Here is a 16896-nt window from a genome sequence, read left to right as displayed (position 1 = left end):
ATGCTTTATCGATTCGAGTTTCGCACTTATCAGCGAAAATTTAAGCGCCCCTTGCAAACAAGTCACGGCATCTGGGATATTCGATCGGGAATTATCCTGCGACTTGTGGGCGAAAACAATCAAATTGGTTGGGGAGAAATTGCCCCTTTGAGTTGGTTTGGTTCCGAAAGTTTTGAGCAAGCTTTAGATTTTTGTCACCAGTTGCCAGGTAATATTTCATCAGAGATGATTTTTGCTATTTCCGCTGAATTCCCGGCTTGTCAATTTGGCTTTGAGTCAGCACTAAACAAGCAAAATTTACCCCCCCCAGCCCCCCCTTGCCAAGGGGGGGAGAAAAGCGAAAATTTAACTTACCTTTCCCAAAAGGGAGAGAAGATGCAAAAAAATAGGTTCAGCGGTTTATTGCCAGCAGGAGAAACAGCTTTGCAGGCTTTGCAAGTGCTTTGGTTAGAGGGATATCGGACGTTTAAATGGAAAATTGGTGTTGCTGCAATTGAACAAGAATTAAAGATTTTTCAGCAGCTAATCCAAGCAATGCACAATTTGTGCGATGGAGAATCGGCATTTTTGCGGCTAGATGCCAACGGGGGACTCAGTTACTCGCAGGCTAAAACATGGCTGGAAGCTTGCGACAAGGTAAAAGCAACTCCCGATTTTTCCGCAGACATTGAATTTTTGGAACAGCCGCTGCCCGTAACACAGTTTCAGGAAATGGTAGAATTGAATACTATTTATGCAACTGCGATCGCCCTAGATGAATCTGCTGCCAACCTCGATCGCATCCAAGAGTGCTACAGCCAAGGCTGGCGGGGAATTTTCGTCATTAAACCTGCGATTGCTGGTTCCCCATCCCAACTGCGAAAATTTTGTCAAACTCACAATATAGACGCTGTTTTCTCATCAGTATTTGAAACCGAAATCGGCCGACAAGCAGCCTTAAATTTAGCAACACAATTGTCTTTAAATAAAAGAGCACTGGGCTTCGGCACGGATTGCTGGTTCGATGACAATCATTCGATTTTAGATTTTAGATTTTAGATTTTAGATTACTCCCACGACTAAACCAAGCGGGTTAGGTAATTGTTTTGAATCGATAAACTTGGTGAAAGCATCTATGGCAACAAATTTAACAGTAAATATTCTGGATCTCGCGGCTAGCTTGCCCGATAATTGGTTCATAGGTTGTGACAGTCGCGAATTTACCCGAATTGTCGATCGAGTATTTCAAGAAATCACCCAAAATCAAGCACGAGAAACACCCCCAAAAATTTGCCTCGCAGAATCAGAACCAGTGCAATTTCTTGCCAGTTTCATCGCCGCCCGTGCCGCCAAATGCCCGATTTTTCTCTGCAATCCCAACTGGGTCAAACCAGAATGGCAACAAGTATTTGATTTAGTCCAACCAGACTTAATTTTAGGACAATACCCGCTTCCCAACAATCCCCATATCCCAGTCCGCGAAGGCGGACTTCGTTTGTATAGCAGCGAATTCGATTCGCCGAGTAAAAGCGGTTTTGATACAATCATGATTCCCACCGGCGGTTCGTCGGGAAAAATTCGTTTTGCCATCCACACTTGGGAAACGCTAACAGCATCAGTGCAAGGTTTTCAACAATATTTTCAACTTAACAAAATCAACTCTTTCTGCGTTTTGCCCTTATACCACGTCAGCGGTTTAATGCAATTCATGCGTTCCTTTACTAGCGGAGGAAAACTCGCTATTCAGTCATTTAAAGAATTAGAAAATGGTAAAATATGCGATATCGAACCAGAAGAATTTTTCATTTCTTTAGTTCCAACTCAACTGCAACGGCTGCTGCAAAACCCAGATACAGCTAATTGGCTGGGACGGTTTCGTACCGTAATTTTGGGTGGTGCTCCCGCTTGGCCGGAACTTTTAGAAACAGGTAGAAACTATCAAATCAAATTAGCGCCAAGTTACGGCATGACCGAAACCGCCTCGCAAATTGCTACACTAAAACCCCAAGATTTTCTCGCGGGCAATAACAGTTCCGGTCAAACTTTACCGCACGCTCAAATAACTATTCGCAGTGCCAATGGCGAGATTTTGTGCGATAATCAAATCGGAAATATTGCGGTAAAGGCTAAATCTTTAGCGTTGGGTTATTATCCTGAAAATTTTTGCGATCGCGAATATTTCCAATTAGACGATGTGGGATTTTTTGATAAAAATAACTGCTTAAATATCGTCGGACGCAGCAGCCACAAAATTATTACAGGCGGAGAAAATGTATTTCCGGCGGAAGTTGAAGCCGTTGTGCGATCGACTAATTTAGTTGGCGATATTGCTGTAATTGGCTTGCCAGACAAAGATTGGGGTCAAATCGTTACGGCTATCTACGTTCCCGCTAATGCCAAAGTTACTGTCCAAAATCTGCAAGCGGCAATAGAAGATAAGTTAAGCAAGTTTAAGCGGCCGAAATATTGGGTAATTGTCGAACAATTGCCGCGCAATTCTCAAGGCAAAGTTAATCGAGAACAATTGCAAGAAATTGCGATCAAATATCAATAATTATTAGGCGATCGCAATCAATGCAGAAGGCAGAATTTCTCATGCTTATTTCCGACTCCTGACAACAGTCAACAGTCAACAGTTAACAGTCAACTCACTAATTACGACAAACCTAACAGCCTTCTCGTCCTCTCTGCTTCTTGTCTTTGAACGTCCACAAACTTCAACATTCGGTAAAGTACCTCTATTTGCCCCAACTTAATACCTGCTTGTTCAGCCACCCGTATCGGATTACCAAAAATCGCCTCAACTTCCAGGGGTCGCGATTCATCATAATCGATTTTCATGCTCGTGCGGTAAGGCTTCATTTTCTCAGTGTATTCGAGCATCTGTGGGATAAAGTCATCGGGAATAATGCGATCGCAACTTTTGGCTCCGGCTATCACTTCCCCCATAATTTCCTCGACTAAAATCCGAGTATCGGGATTAGCCATCAGTTGGTCAGTTCTTGCATCTAACACTACAGACAGCCCGTTATAAGGAATATTCCAAACCAGCTTTTTCCACCTTGATAATAGCAAATCTTCGCTCATTTTAATAGGAATGTCAGCGCATTTAAAATCTCTAGCAATTTGGTGCAATCTATCAGTAATACCAATTGCTTTGTAGTCTTGGGCATATTCACCCAGCGTGATCGTACCGTAATCTAGGTGGCAGATGTGACCTGGCCCAACTTTATAAGAACAGAGAAAACACAGCCCGCCAACCACTCGTTCTGCACCGACAATTTTAGCTACTTCCGGTTCCGTATTCAATCCGTTTTGCAATACTAAAACCGCGCCGTTATCCTTTAATAAAGGAGGCAAAATTTTGGGCAACAAGTGATTTTGAGTAGTTTTCAGCGCTAGAATTACTACGTCGCACTGAGGCATTTTGTGCGCGTCGTGGTAGGCGCGGACGTGGGGGAGGGTGAAGTCGCCTTCGGGAGACTCGACAATCAAACCGTGTTTTTTGACGCGATCGTAATCGCTGCGCAGCAAAAAATTGACTTCTAAACCTGCTTGTTGCAGTCTACCACCGTAGAATCCCCCTAAAGCTCCCGTGCCGACAATGGCATAATTGCGATTTGACATACTATCAAAAACTCCGAAAAAATTCTCAACCTAAAAGAAATTAGACCCGCTCAAAAACGGATACCGTGCCACGTACTTAAGTCGCGATCAGTCCAAAATTTTAGACCAAAGTTGAAACTCCCAGATTCAATGCTGCAAGTAAATCTAAAATCTAAAATCTAAAATCTAAAATCTAAAATCTAAAATCGACTGACTGTCATTCCCTGCTATTATTTAACGATAAAACTAATCTGAAATCTCAACTTTCAAATTTACTCATCCACTGCATCAAGTCTTCAGATAGCTGTTTTCTAGTTCGGCTAACTGCATCGATGCAGACGTGCTTAGTAAGAGCTTTAGCAGCGCTTCTTCCTGCCACTTCCTCAGAAAATACTTGATAGGCAATTTCAAATTCATCGCCAGTAACTTGTTTCGGCGTCAATTGAATCATCAGCCGATCGCCCGCAAACATGGGGCGATAAAAATCTACACTAGCATGAATTATGGGAAAGGCAACCTCGGGATTGGTGAAAAATGCTTTGAGATTGATTCCCGATGCTGCTAGAGATGCCTCGTAAGCTTCGTGGCACATCGCTAAAACGTTAGCAAAGTAAACGACTCCAGCAGCATCGGTATCTTGAAAGCGAACAGTGCGGGTGTAAGTGAAAGACATTTGAGGTAGTAGCGGGCGATCGCAAATTGGATCTGAATTTTACCAACCATCATATCCCTAAACCCGCACTTTTGGAGAAGTTATCAGCTAAGTAAGTAGGCGCTAATTTTTTCTATTGTAAAACTCGCCCTCCTCACTCCTTCCCCTTCTTTCTTAACCTTTGTTCTTAATCAACATCACATCTATAATCTTGAGCGCAATATCTTCGGAAAGCCCCAATGCACTGTAAAGATCGTTCAAAAGTTGTTCTTCTTCTTCTGAAACCTCGCCATCTGCTAAAGCGATATCAGTTGTCACAGCAAAAACTGTTTCTTTAAGTTCGTCGGGAAGCGTTGCCAAAGCAGCATTAAACAGTACCTCAACTCCTTGCCGTTGCAGAATCATCAGCAGGCGATCGAGCATTTTTCTCATCACGTCATCCGGATAGCTGCGGAAGAGTTGCATCCGAGATAGCGTCATGCTAATCGCTTTACTTTCGCTGTCATTGATGTAACCGTCGGCTGCTACGGCAATTAGCGCGATCGCCGCAAATGCTTCGGCAGGCCCTAACCTTACGTCCGTTTCTTGGCGAGTCTGCGATACTTTATCAAATAAACCCATGATACTTTCCTCATTATTTAGTGGTCGATTTATGGAGTCAGGATGGGTTCTGGCTCTGGAGGTTTCTTTGGGGATTTTGATAATTATATCAAATTTTGTTAGTTATTTATTATCAATAAAATTATGAAAAAATTAAGAATTTTTCTTTCGCCCTTTGGCGCTGCAATGGCCGGTTTATTTAGAGCCTGAATTGCCTTGCCATATCTCAGGTAAAACCCGCCCTGCCAGCGCCGACAATCTACTTGTCAAAAAGGGCTAAATCTGCTTTCAGGAAATCAACAAACTGCCGCGCAGTCCTGCCCGATCGCCCGTTGCGGCGAGTTGCCCATTCTTTAGCGCGGTGTTCCAAATCCTCAGCAGCGAGTTTGATTCCAGCAAGTTCTGCCAGATGCCGGACAATTGTTAAATAAGTGTTTTGATCTGCCGGTTCAAAAGTTAAAGTCAAGCCAAACCGATCGCTAAATGAAAGTTTTTCCTGCACAGTATCCCAAGCGTGAACTTCATCCCCGTCGCGGGGGCGAGGCCTGTCGTCAAAAAACTCTCGAATTAAATGCCTGCGGTTAGATGTGGCGTAAACTACCACATTTTGAGAGCGAGCAGTTACATTCCCCTCTAAGACAACTTTCAGAGCTTTAAAAGCATCGTCATCTTCCTCAAAAGAAAGGTCGTCCACAAAAATAATAAACTTTTGAGGAACTCCCCGCAACTGCTCGACAATTAGCGGCAAATCTTGCAAGTCGGATTTAGATACTTCAATCAAGCGCAGATTGCGAGAGCCAAATTCATTTAACAGCGACTTCACCAAAGAAGACTTGCCCGAACCGCGGCTTCCGTACAGCAAAACGTGCAAAGCCGGATAACCTGCCAGCAAAAACTCCGTATTTTTCACCAGAGCATCCCGCTGCCAATCGCAGCAAACCAACTCTTTTAAATTTATGCGATCGGGATGCGAAATACTCGCCAACTGCCCTCCCCGCCACGCAAAAGCGCGATGTTCTGCAAACAAACCCGTGCCAAACTGTCGGTAATAAGCTGCCAAAGATTCCGTAGCGCTAGACCATTTTTCCAGTTTTCCGTGCAGCGGCAAATCGCCCTTTTCTTTGACACTTTCTGAATGCCAAATTGGAGGCACAGCGTCAAGTTGACCCGCTACCCGCACCCACTTGCTCAACTGATCGCTGCTGCAGTCGTAAATATTTTGCAGCACTTGTAAATCATGTCGCGCTGCTTCCACTAAGGCGGGGGGCAAACTCGCAAAATCTGTTTCCTGAGCTCGGCGAGAAAAGGGGTTTTCGTTTTTGAGAATTTCGGAAATCAGAGAATCTTTCCAGTTCAGATTTTTAGCAGCCTGAACTTTGAACCAGTTGCCGTAAGCTGTAAGACTGTCTAAACCGCTGACTTCGCTGTGGTGGAGGGCTTGCAGCAAGTCGAGAAAGGCTTGACCAGCAGGGCTTTTGAAAACCGATTGATACAGCAGCAGGGATGCTGCTTGGCGCTGGACGTAACGAATTTGGGCGATCGCACCAGAAGTTAGGGCTGACATAATGGCAATTGTATAACAGTTAGATATCCTGACTGGGTTTAATAAATTTTCTAACAATTCGTGACACTAATTGCAGGCTGCGCTGTATAAATTTAGATGCAAAGAGTGAAATCTGGAGGATTAAAAATGAATTTGGGTACAGCAGCAGCGATCGGCTACGGCATTTTAACACTGGTTGGCGGCATCATGGGTTATATCAAGGCCAAAAGCCAAGCCTCGCTCATTTCGGGCCTGATTAGCGGTTCGCTGCTAATTTTTGCCGGCACCGCACAACTCATGGGACAAAGTTGGGGTTTAACATTAGCAGCAGCCATCTCCGCTGTTTTAGTAATAGTCTTTATTGTACGCCTTGTTAAAACTCAAAAATTCATGCCGGCAGGAATGCTAATTTTAGCTAGCTTAGCGTCTTTTGGCGCGATCGTTTACGAAATCAGCGGTCAATAAATTTGAGATTTGAGATGGGAGAGTTTAGATTTTAGATTTTAGATTGACTTCACAGCTTTTACTGGGAGCTTCAACTAAAGTCTAAGCTTTTTTATCTCCACCACTTATACCAATTCTAAAAAGTAGGGAGACATATAGATTGTACGCGAGCATCTGTAAGGATACGGCCTTGCCGTGTCCGGGGCGGGTTTCTGCGATTTTTAATAATTGGTAAAATAGATATAAGAGTCGGGGGTTGAAACCGCCACTACACAAACGAAGTTCGGATGGTGCGCGAACTTAAGAATAAAGGGAGCATTAAAGCCTGATTTGGTATCAGCCTGTATTACCAATTACCAACTACCAATTACCAATTACTGATGACGGCTTCAATATACTGCTGAACTTCCCTGAGTTGCTCCCGCTGGTATTCGATCCAATCTTTTTCCGCCGATCGCTGTTGGGCTGTTTCTTGCTGGTACCGCGCCTGCTTCTCTAAAAAATCATTGTAGAACCTCATCGCTTTTTCAACTGTTTGAATGGCCAGTTTCATGCGCTCCTCAAAAATTTCTAAAATCAAATTATCCATAATTGACCCAATCACTTTACAGGACTCTTCAAAATCGACCAAACTGATTCCCATCTTGCTTTTATGAACCAGAATTTCTACAGGTTCTTTTAGCGTTTCTTTAAAAGTCTTCATATAAGAATCCGGCAAATATTTCAGTGGCTCCGTAAACTTCGACACAATCTCGCTACCTATTGATTGCAGTCGCTCTCTAAATCGCGCTTGACTTTTGATGTCGAAGCATTCAAGACAAAATTCAAATTTTTCAATATCAATAGATTGTAATTCTTTAAATATCAAATTAAGTTCATTCTCCATAATTAAAATCACTCGCTCTGCCTGGTAATCAACTTCATGCCGTAACTCTTTGTGCAAATTATCTTTTTCAAAAAAACCGATAATATCTCTTTGAAAGACTTGATAGTTTTTATCCCACAAAAACCACTGATTTTTTAACTTTGTAGCCTTGTCGCTCCACGATTTGCGAACTTTAACAACAGCATCATATTTGCCCTGTTTTCCTAAACTGCGAATTCTCACATCGCATCCGCTTAGTTCGCCAATTTGCTCCCAGACATCAACCGGAGATGCTCCAGCAATTCTCGGCTTGCTATTCCACACATCCTCAGCCTGAGATACATCTTTGAAACATACCTGAAGTAACCCCTTGAGTCTGAGGGCAGATTGCTTAATTTCCTCAATACAAGGTTCCACATCTAAGCTGAGGTGGGTAGCTGACTGTTTAATCTCCACGGATTGATATTCGTCTGCCAACAATCGATCGCTAAACTGGGTAATAGCCTGGAATGCCTTGAGATACTCATTCATTTCCTTTCATCCCTCGTTTCCCTAAACAGCATACAATACAGAACATCTGCCTTTTTGAATGCAAACTGAGTCACAACATGGATTATCTATTCACCCCTGCAACTCAGGCACGACTCAATAGTGGCAACCTCGTACAGCCTGCTGCCAAAACAGGAAAATTGCTCCCCGCAGCTAGAGATCCGGTGACAGGGGAGTTTGTGGAGATCGCAAAAATCTTTTATGAATCAACAACCGAAACTAGATCCGATCGCGGAGTTCTAGGATTGCTCGCACAGTTAGCCGGAGGTGGCCCCATACAGCCGCTGGTAGCTCCCGTGTACGTTACAGTAGCGCCGTTGCAGGTTGCTCAAACTCATCAGGGGTTTCAAAAAATATACAGAATGCTTAACTGTCTGAAAATTAATTTGGCAGTGATGCAAGCGACTGCTGCTGTCATTGGTATTGGCGCTGTATCGAGTACAGTTTTGTCAGCAGTAAACCTCAACCAAGTATTAAAAATCAGAGAAGAGGCCAAGCACCAGAAGCTAAAAATTAAAGACGGGTTTATCGATCTCAGACACATCCTCAAAGATAGGGGGGTAGAGGTAATCCAGCAGATTTTTAAGGTGGCTCACGACTCTAGTTTTGAAATGCACCGCCAGAAAGTGGTTAACGGTTACGATATTTTTTCTAAAGCTATCAAACGCTGTCAGTCAGCCCTGACAGTACCCGATCTTAAACTTCGGAATTCCGAAATTAATACCGGGCGGGATATGCTGTTTGAGGCTTTAAAAATTTATGACAATCCCAGTTTGTTGGAGGGGCTGTGTTCTGCCGGACAGCTCAGGCAAATGGAATGTGTTTGGGCGATCGAGCAGGCGATCGGGGTCACGTTTCACTTGCAGCGGGCCTACGATATGGTGAGCGATCGCCTGCTGGAACTCCAATCAAAAATTCGTCAAGATCTTCTAACTGTTGTTAAAGGATGTCAATCGGAACCCGAACTAGATTTTTTATTTCCCGAAGTTACTAGGATTCTCGGTCATGATTTAAGTGTAATAAAATTTTGGCAAAATGAGGTTGATTGGATGCAAACTTTGTCTTCAAAAGAGCAGCACCAGTTAGCTAGTTTAGATAAACTCAGCGGCGATAGTTTAAAAAGCAGCTTGCACACTACATTCGCGGTATTAGCTGCGGAACCTTCACTTTATGAAACTTTAAAACAAAAGTCTCACTTTCTATCCTTGCGCGACCAGCTAACCTTCGCTGTGTCGCCGGAAATCCGCCGGAGATACGAATTTTATGTCAGCCGGCAGGCGATCGCTACTGGCTATCAAGCTTTAGCTGCCTCGAATTGGCAAGAAATATCCGATTTAACTGTGGCTAACCTCTACTACTTTTTTCAAATCCGAGAGAACTCAACTGAAAATTCTCCAACTGAGGACGAAGTAGAAACGCCTTATTGGCACTTTCCCCCAACCTTAAAAACCGAGCTGAATTACAGCAATTAAATGACCAATGACTAATTATATCAGTTCCTCAAAAAGATGAAACGGTAGGGAAGTTCCCAACCATTAAGCAGTAAGTCATTCCAATCTAAAATCTAAAATCTAAAATCTAAAATCTAAAATCGTATTACCTCAGCCACAACTTAATAGTATTGTCTTTAGAACCGCTAGCAAGAGTTTTGCCATCGGGACTAAAAGCCACCACATAAACTTCATCGGAATGTCCGGTCAAAGTATTAAGCAATTCTCCGGTAGCAAAATCCCAAATTTTAATAGTTTTATCCTTGCTCCCGCTCGCAATAAACTTGCCGTCCGGGCTGATAGCAACCGAGACAATATCGTCAGAATGTCCGTTGATAGAGCGAATTAAATCTCCTGTTGCGATATTCCAGATTTTAATAGTTTCATCGTAGGAACCGCTAACAATTGTCTTGCCGTCCGGGCTAACAGCAATCGACCTCACGGGCTCGCCGTGTCCCTCAATAGTTTTGAGCAACGCCCCTGTTGCTACATCAACAATTGTAATTTTTTTATCCTTAGAAGCGCTAACCAAACTTTTGCCATCTGGAGTGAAAGCAACAGAATAAACAAAATCTGTATGGTCGGGCAAATTCTGAATCACATTGCCAGTTGCTGCATCCGAAATCTTCGTGGTTGTGTCTCCGCTGCCGCTAGCCACAAGCTGTCCGTCGGGGCTGAGAGCGACAGACCAAACAGAAGCAGTGTGGTCGAGACTGCGAATCACTTGCCCTGTTTTCAAATCCCACAGCATGACTCGCCAAAAACCGGTTCCAGTAGCCAGTTTCGTACCCTTTGAGTCAAAAGCAACCGACCAAATAGTGGAGGAATCTCCTGGAAAAGTGCGGATCGACTTACCTGTAGCTAAATCCCAAATTTGGATGGTTTTGTCTTTAGAACCGCTGGCTAACATTAAGCCGTCTGGACTGAAAGCAACAGACCCAACAGCATCTGAATGCTGAGCGAAATTTTTGACTTTGGCGTTCTTCCACTGCAAGCCTGCTTGGCACTGTTCCTGTAACTCCTGAGCGGACGCATAGCTGCTGGAAGTGCCGGCAATTGTTGGTATTTGGCTGATGCAGCCTTCATAATTGCTGGCTTTATAAAGAGCTTCAATTTGATTGAGTTGTTGAGATTCTTTCTGGACTTGCTGCTGCCATTCTTGCAACTTGAGATATCCGTAAATTCCGCCGATCGCAGCGAAGAGAGCCGCAATTGTTGCCCCGGCGAGATAAGGATTGAATTTGCGAGTTTCTTTGGGGACAAGCGCTGCGGTGGGGGCGATCCTCTCCGAGGGCTGCGCTAACGACAAATCGGTTTTTCCGTTCAGATTTAGCTGCGGGGATACCGCCGGACTTGCCTGCAATTCCGGTTGAGGGGCGCTGCTTGCTGGTGGGGGATTGGGGTTGCGGTGTCCCTCCAAAACTGTGGATATCGCCTTGTACAATTTAGCGAATAAAGATTTAGGAATGACTAATTCTTCGATTTTCGCGGCATCTTCGTCGGTAAGCCCTAAAACTTGCTGCAAGCGTTTTAACTCGTCGCGAGTTTCCAGAGAAAAGGGATATTCTTGCTGCATTGCTTCTTGCAGTGATTGTTCGTAGCGTTCGCCTTTTTCCCTGTATTTCCGGTAAGGGTTCAATACCTCATCTTCGATCGCCTCTGCTTCTTCTGGCAGCAATTCCAAACTGACGCGCAGTTCATCTAATATTCTACGACCGACGACTGTAATGTCACCGCGGCTGCTGCTGCGCCGATCGACTTCTTCGCGATATATTGTAAGCTTGGGAATCCGCGCCCTAGAGCGATCGCCAATTTTCCTCAAATCGGCTAAAGCTTCCGCCGCCGACTGGTATCTCTCCCGAAAATCGTAGCGCACCATATTATCCAAAACATCGGCCAGCGCTTGGGAACACGTGGCTAAATGCCGCCAAACAATTTCGCCTTTATTAGAATTTTTCAAATCCCGCAGTTTCGGCAAATCGTAAGCCGGCAAACCCGTCATTGCTTGGATGCCAATCATTCCCAAAGCGTAGATATCGCTGTTGAGTTGCGGGTTGTATTGAAATTGTTCGATCGGCATATATTCCAGCGTGCCAATCCGCACAGTTACCGGCGCTTGCCTTTGAGCGATGTGAATTTCTTTCACCGACCCAAAATCGATCAAAACTAACTTATTGTCTGAATAGCGGCGGATTAAATTTGCCGGTTTAATATCTCGGTGAATTACTCCCTGTCCGTGTACAAACACTAAAATTTCTAACAGTTCCTTCAGCAAAGAAATCATTTTTTCTTCTGTTAGAGGTTTGCCCGGTACAATCTCGGTTGATAGCGAGTGACCGGCAACAAAGGATTCAACTAAGAAAAATTCTTCATTTTCTTCAAAATAAGCGAATAACTGAGGGATTTGGTCGTGTTGACCGAGCTTTTCTAGAACTTCTGCTTCTTTTTGAAAAAGACGGCGCGTAGTATTAATTAATTTCGGTTCGGTGGTACCGGGACGCAGGTGCTTGACAAAGCACTGCGGTTCTCCCGGACGGCGAATATCTTTGGCCAGATAGGTTTGTCCAAATTCTCCTGTTTCTATGACTTCAATGATTTGATAGCGTCCATCTAAAAGTTGGCTCACCATGATAATAACGCAGCCTTTTTTTGGTTGATTTTCGCAAGAAACAGTTGCACTGCCGGCAGGAATTGCTATTTTTACCCTTCGCAGCCTCGCTCTTTACTTTCTCTCTATGTATCGCTGCGATCGATTTAAATTGCATATTTTGGCGGGCCGGATGCCCACCTCACAAGAATTTAAGTTGATGCGACCGCCACTGCAAACTCGGCTTTATTTACTAAATACTTTATTTTTTCAACATCTGCAAAGCTTGATATCCCAAAAAGAAAAAACCCAAAGCGCCGAGTATCGCTATCGTGTTCGCCAACACATCGACTGTAAAAAATTCGCCCATTGCAATCTCCTCTGACAACTGATATCTATCCTCGGCTTTTCGGTCGCTGACCGGATGAGGGGTCTTGCCCCTCGCTGCGGGCGAGCCGAAAGATGCTCACAAATTATAGCAAAAGAGGCGGTCAATCGATTTTAGATTTTAGATTTTAGATTTTAGATTGAAGCATTGACCCCACGGATGAATCCGGGGGCTTGTATCCTGGATGCTTTCGGTCAAAATAACTTTCCGGGCGATCGACTAACTTTTTGTTTTAATATTTTTTAATATTTAAGGAGACAAATTGTGTACCAAAATTTTGAGGTCAGTTCGCTTTGATATTGTTAACCCTGCTAATCTTTTCTCTCATAGTAAGTAGAGCTTACACTAAGAATTTGCGCCGATCGGTCAAAAATGCGCCTCGAACCGACAGAATTTCAGCGAGGCTCTCACCTGGGCGGGCCGCGCAGTTCCCCAAAGTTTCGGTAATCGTACCAGCATACAACGAAGCGGAGAATATTCGGGATTGCGCGATCGCCATTTTGGAGAGTACAGCCCTGTCTGTGGACAACCTAGAGGTTTTGATTGTAGACGATCGATCGACAGATGACACGCTAGCGATCGGGCAAACCCTGCAACAGCAGCTCAACGACCCCCGCCTTAAAATATTAGCAGGTCAGCCGCGACCTGCGAGCCAATATTGGGCGGGCAAAAACTGGGCCTGCACCCAAGCTGTTCAGGTAGCCACCGGAGACTTCTTATTATTTATCGATGCCGACGTGCGGCTCAAATCGGGGGCGATCGAAACCGCTATCGCCACAGCAGAAACCGAGAAAATAGACTTGCTAACCTGTATGCCAGCGCTGGTTTGTGAGTGTTTTGCCGAGTGGTTGGTGCAGCCGATAATGTTCAATCACCTAGCAGTTTGCTACGACTTCACCGCAGTCAACGATCCGACAACAGACAGCGCTTTTGCGGGCGGCCCGTTTATGCTATTTAGGCGATCTGCCTACGAAAAAATCGGCGGTCACGAAGCAGTTGCCGGCGAAATTGTTGAAGATGTGGAATTAGCTAGACGCATCAAACGTGCGGCTTTAAAGCTCGGACTTTATTCCGGATCAAATTTGGCATCCGTGCGGATGTATCGATCTTGGAACGCCTTGTGGGAAGGCTGGACAAAGAATCTGTATCTCGGCGCTAACCGCAGTTGGGGCTTGATGGTTTACATGGCCGCAATTATGTTATTTCTTTATCCTATGCCCTGGTTGGCATTAGCTATTTTGCTGGCAAACGGGGACTTCGCAGAAATTCTGACAATCACCAATTACCAATTACCAATTACCAATTACCAATTGCCAATTACTTTGTTAACTATTTGTTTATCCGTAATCGTAATTTGGCAGCATTACAATTTGCGCCGCTTGGGTGCCGAGATTTCTGACTGTCCGACGAAATACTGGTGGTTGGGAGGTTTGGGAGGTGCGTTAGTGGCGGCGATTGCGATCGGTTCTGCGATTAAAACCGAAACCGGTTGGGGATGGACTTGGCGGGGTAGAGCCTTGCAAATTAAGAGTTAATCCCATTGTTTTTGCTACCAAAATTCTGTATAACCTCTATATGTAGGACTCCATCCACACCGCACCTTACCCGTATTAACAGTTGATTTTGACGGGGTGATTAGAGTATTTGCTAGGACTTACCCAAAACTTCTAAATTTAGGGCTAGCACTGCGCACCTTACCCGATCTCCCATTTATGCGTATACAAAAGCAGGTACGCGCTTGTAAGCAGGCGTGCCCGATCGCTTTTCAATTTCCGGGCGAAAAATCACATTAACTTCTGGATAAAACATCAAAGCAGCACCCACGCGAACCGCCCCGTAAATCACCTCGACATTTTCCATTTTCCCCGCATTTCCCTGTACCGTAACCCGCTGATGTTCCTGCAAACCCACACTTTCTGCATCCGCACTATTCATCAAAATGCAGTTGCGGTGCGGCATTCCCCGGTACTTGTCATCAATTTTGTAGACGACAGTATTGTGCTGAGAATAGCTGCGTCCCGTCATCAATGCCACAACAATACCCTGTGTTGATTCCGATACTCCAAACTCTTTCGCTTCCGGTAATTTCAGCTTAGGTAAAGGCGCGACAAACATCTTCGCTTTCCCAGACTCTGTAGGGAATTTAGGTTCCGTAAAAATGCGACCGCTGATGGTAAATTCCTCTTTGGTTTCATCTATTGTTGCTATCTTTTCATAGCCCGGAATAGTTTTAGCAATCAATTGCCGAACGTATTTTGTGTCTTGAAGTTGGCGCCAATCAACTGGAAAATCGCCGTGAATTCTGCTGGCTAATTCCGTCAAAAATTGTACCTCTGGAATCAGATCTGCATTTTTGAGATGAGTTTCACCCTCATCATTTAAACGCACAAAATTATTCCCAGATTCCACCGTTGTTTTATGGGGATTTTCAAATCGATTCAGTACAGGAATCACAATTGTATTGTGTTTTGCCAAGCCGCTAAAATGCCCTAAATTCGGTTTAGTTGCGAGGTAAATAATAGTTTCGATTTTACCTAAAGCTTCTTTTGCCTGATTTGAATCTGGATTTGCCCCATACAAGTTGCCGCCCAGACAGATCAGCGTATCGACTTTGCCTGCATCTGCTGCTTCAATGAGCGATCGAGTTTCGTAACCCTTAACAGAGCTGAGGGGACGATTCAATAACTTTTCTAAAGCTTGTTGAATTTCTTTTTTCAGCTTCACAGTGACGCCCATAGAGCCGAACCCTTGCACGTTTGAGTGTCCTCTCACGGGCATTAATCCAGCACCTTCTTTGCCGACATTTCCTGTCATTAAAGCAGTATTGGCAATGCTGAAAACGTTATCTACACCGTTATCGTGTTGGGTAATTCCCATCGCCCAACCGAAGACAACCCGCTGTGAAGTGCCGATAATTTTGGCGGCTGCCTCAATTTCTGCGCGGGAAACTCCGCAGGTTTCAGTAATAGTTTCCCAAGACGTTTCGCGGGCGTGTTGGACTACTGCTTCCCAGCCTTCTGTATAAGCTTGCAAGTATTTTTCGTCCAGCAATCCTTGTTCGATTACAGACTTTTGAATGCCGACAAATAGCGCCGTATCGCTACCGGGAATTGGCTGCAAGTACAGCGAGGAAATATCGGAACCGGGGATGAGCGACTTGACGGGAAATGCGGGAGAACCAAACTTGACTAACCCGATTTCCATGACCGGGTTAATTACAATTATTTTACCGCCTTTGTCGCGAAGTTTAATCAATTCGTTCATCAAGCGGGGATGGTTGTAGGAAGAATTGCTGCCCGCGAGTACGACGCAATCTGCTTCCTTCAAGTTTTCTAGACTCACTACCGAGGTGCGGGTGGCAAACATTTCGCTTAAGCCAGTTGTCGAGGGAGCGTGGCAGAGATCTGAACAATCTGCTAAGTTATTGGAACCCATCGCCCGCATCATCAATTGCAGCAGAAAAGCCGCTTCGTTTGAAGAACGGCCAGAACTGTAGGATGCCACTCGTTCCGGGGTTTTGCGAAAGGCAGCTTCGGCAATTTGATAAACTTCTTCCCAAGAAATGCGATCGTAATGAGACGAACCAGCCCGCAAAATCATCGGAAAACTCAACCTTCCCAACCTATCGGCTTCCATTGAAGTTAATTGCTGAAGTTGTGCAATACTCTTCTTTTCAAAGAATTGAGTTGAGATAGCCGGCTTGATTTCAGCGGAGATTGCTTCCACACTTTTCATGCAGCGCTGAAGTTTTTCGCCCTCTTCATTCGTAAAACCTCCTTTCTGCCCGCCAGTGCCCCAAGAACAGGACAAACAAGCACTTTTGTGCAGCAAAGTTTTCCAAAGTTTTGGGCCTTCCGGGGACAATGTATGTTTTGCCCAAAACTCTATTACGGGCAAACCGCCGCCTATGTCTGGCGTTTCCTCATTTTTCTCGTGGAATGGCGGGATTGGTTGGACATTTTGGGAATTGACATCCATGCGGTTTACCTTTTGTTGGAATTGCGGATTGATGCGGCGGGCGAACCGCCAAAGGAGTTAAGTTTATTACTGAAATTTTACCGCAAATTTACAACCAAAAACACCATTCAACAGATAGAGATTTTAATCTAAATTAAACTCTAGGTTAGCTGTCAAGAATGCAAGTCCTTCTTCATCCGCAGAGAGAGAAATGAAGTCCTCACTACAAACCAGGT

Annotated in this window: 12 protein-coding genes; 5 read left to right on the top strand and 7 right to left on the bottom strand. The window is 44.6% G+C overall.

What is annotated here, in order from left to right; translation table 11 throughout:
• Both QUA20_RS04330 and QUA20_RS04325 read left to right on the top strand, forming a co-directional pair.
• Positions 1 to 1038, top strand: a complete 1038-nt coding sequence (locus QUA20_RS04330) for an o-succinylbenzoate synthase (protein ID WP_333185723.1) — start codon at positions 1 to 3, stop codon at positions 1036 to 1038.
• 76 nt (positions 1039 to 1114) lie between these two features.
• Positions 1115 to 2533, top strand: coding sequence for a 2-succinylbenzoate--CoA ligase (locus QUA20_RS04325; RefSeq protein ID WP_333185721.1), 1419 nt, complete (start codon positions 1115 to 1117; stop codon positions 2531 to 2533).
• A gap of 101 nt (positions 2534 to 2634) precedes the next feature.
• Here QUA20_RS04325 and QUA20_RS04320 read toward each other — a convergent pair whose 3' ends face one another.
• The 4 genes from QUA20_RS04320 to QUA20_RS04305 all read right to left on the bottom strand — a co-directional run bounded on the left by QUA20_RS04320 (position 2635) and on the right by QUA20_RS04305 (position 6401).
• Positions 2635 to 3606, bottom strand: coding sequence for a putative 2-dehydropantoate 2-reductase (locus tag QUA20_RS04320; protein ID WP_333185719.1), 972 nt, complete (start codon positions 3604 to 3606; stop codon positions 2635 to 2637).
• A gap of 238 nt (positions 3607 to 3844) precedes the next feature.
• Positions 3845 to 4258 (bottom strand): thioesterase family protein, encoded by a 414-nt coding sequence (locus QUA20_RS04315; protein ID WP_333185716.1) that lies wholly within the window; start codon positions 4256 to 4258, stop codon positions 3845 to 3847.
• 153 nt (positions 4259 to 4411) lie between these two features.
• Complete coding sequence (locus tag QUA20_RS04310; RefSeq protein ID WP_172188498.1) at positions 4412 to 4858, bottom strand: tellurite resistance TerB family protein; 447 nt, start codon at positions 4856 to 4858, stop codon at positions 4412 to 4414.
• A 238-nt stretch (positions 4859 to 5096) separates the two neighbouring features.
• Entirely contained in the window at positions 5097 to 6401 is a 1305-nt protein-coding gene (locus QUA20_RS04305) for an ATP-binding protein (RefSeq protein ID WP_333185713.1), read from the bottom strand.
• Positions 6402 to 6527: 126 nt separating this feature from the next.
• Here QUA20_RS04305 and QUA20_RS04300 point away from each other — a divergent pair, with 126 nt between their 5' ends.
• Positions 6528 to 6845: a TMEM14 family protein gene (locus QUA20_RS04300; protein ID WP_333185710.1), complete on the top strand. Its 318-nt coding sequence runs from the start codon at positions 6528 to 6530 to the stop codon at positions 6843 to 6845.
• Between the two features lie 346 nt (positions 6846 to 7191).
• Here QUA20_RS04300 and QUA20_RS04295 read toward each other — a convergent pair whose 3' ends face one another.
• The gene (locus QUA20_RS04295) at positions 7192 to 8220 is read right to left on the bottom strand and encodes a hypothetical protein (RefSeq protein ID WP_333185707.1); all 1029 of its coding nucleotides are present in this window, start codon (positions 8218 to 8220) and stop codon (positions 7192 to 7194) included.
• Between the two features lie 77 nt (positions 8221 to 8297).
• Here QUA20_RS04295 and QUA20_RS04290 point away from each other — a divergent pair, with 77 nt between their 5' ends.
• A complete protein-coding gene (locus QUA20_RS04290; protein WP_333185705.1) occupies positions 8298 to 9710 on the top strand; it encodes a hypothetical protein in 1413 nt (470 codons plus the stop codon).
• A gap of 124 nt (positions 9711 to 9834) precedes the next feature.
• Here the strand turns inward: QUA20_RS04290 and QUA20_RS04285 are convergent, their stop codons facing one another.
• A complete protein-coding gene (locus tag QUA20_RS04285) occupies positions 9835 to 12357 on the bottom strand; it encodes a protein kinase domain-containing protein (protein WP_333185702.1) in 2523 nt (840 codons plus the stop codon).
• Between the two features lie 639 nt (positions 12358 to 12996).
• Between QUA20_RS04285 and QUA20_RS04280 the strand changes: the two genes are divergently transcribed.
• The gene (locus QUA20_RS04280) at positions 12997 to 14238 is read left to right on the top strand and encodes a glycosyltransferase family 2 protein (protein ID WP_333185699.1); all 1242 of its coding nucleotides are present in this window, start codon (positions 12997 to 12999) and stop codon (positions 14236 to 14238) included.
• A 175-nt stretch (positions 14239 to 14413) separates the two neighbouring features.
• On the opposite strand, the gene QUA20_RS04275 is transcribed toward QUA20_RS04280, so the two are convergent.
• Positions 14414 to 16681, bottom strand: a complete 2268-nt coding sequence (locus tag QUA20_RS04275; protein WP_333185696.1) for an FdhF/YdeP family oxidoreductase — start codon at positions 16679 to 16681, stop codon at positions 14414 to 14416.
• Positions 16682 to 16896: the final 215 nt, after the last annotated feature.

The sequence above is a fragment of the Microcoleus sp. Pol7_A1 genome (assembly GCF_036701085.1).
In the GTDB taxonomy this organism is placed as follows: domain Bacteria; phylum Cyanobacteriota; class Cyanobacteriia; order Cyanobacteriales; family Microcoleaceae; genus Microcoleus; species Microcoleus asticus.
Note: the sequence above shows the minus strand (reverse complement) of the source record. Positions and strands in the feature narration are given on the sequence as shown.

Excerpts from the sequence above, each read along its gene's own strand:
- QUA20_RS04330 (WP_333185723.1), top strand. The coding sequence starts at position 1 with ATGCTTTATCGATTCGAGTTTCGCACTTATCAGCGAAAATTTAAGCGC.
- QUA20_RS04325 (WP_333185721.1), top strand. The coding sequence starts at position 1,115 with ATGGCAACAAATTTAACAGTAAATATTCTGGATCTCGCGGCTAGCTTG.
- QUA20_RS04320 (WP_333185719.1), bottom strand. The coding sequence starts at position 3,606 with ATGTCAAATCGCAATTATGCCATTGTCGGCACGGGAGCTTTAGGGGGA.
- QUA20_RS04315 (WP_333185716.1), bottom strand. The coding sequence starts at position 4,258 with ATGTCTTTCACTTACACCCGCACTGTTCGCTTTCAAGATACCGATGCT.
- QUA20_RS04310 (WP_172188498.1), bottom strand. The coding sequence starts at position 4,858 with ATGGGTTTATTTGATAAAGTATCGCAGACTCGCCAAGAAACGGACGTA.
- QUA20_RS04305 (WP_333185713.1), bottom strand. The coding sequence starts at position 6,401 with ATGTCAGCCCTAACTTCTGGTGCGATCGCCCAAATTCGTTACGTCCAG.
- QUA20_RS04300 (WP_333185710.1), top strand. The coding sequence starts at position 6,528 with ATGAATTTGGGTACAGCAGCAGCGATCGGCTACGGCATTTTAACACTG.
- QUA20_RS04295 (WP_333185707.1), bottom strand. The coding sequence starts at position 8,220 with ATGAATGAGTATCTCAAGGCATTCCAGGCTATTACCCAGTTTAGCGAT.
- QUA20_RS04290 (WP_333185705.1), top strand. The coding sequence starts at position 8,298 with ATGGATTATCTATTCACCCCTGCAACTCAGGCACGACTCAATAGTGGC.
- QUA20_RS04285 (WP_333185702.1), bottom strand. The coding sequence starts at position 12,357 with ATGGTGAGCCAACTTTTAGATGGACGCTATCAAATCATTGAAGTCATA.
- QUA20_RS04275 (WP_333185696.1), bottom strand. The coding sequence starts at position 16,681 with ATGGATGTCAATTCCCAAAATGTCCAACCAATCCCGCCATTCCACGAG.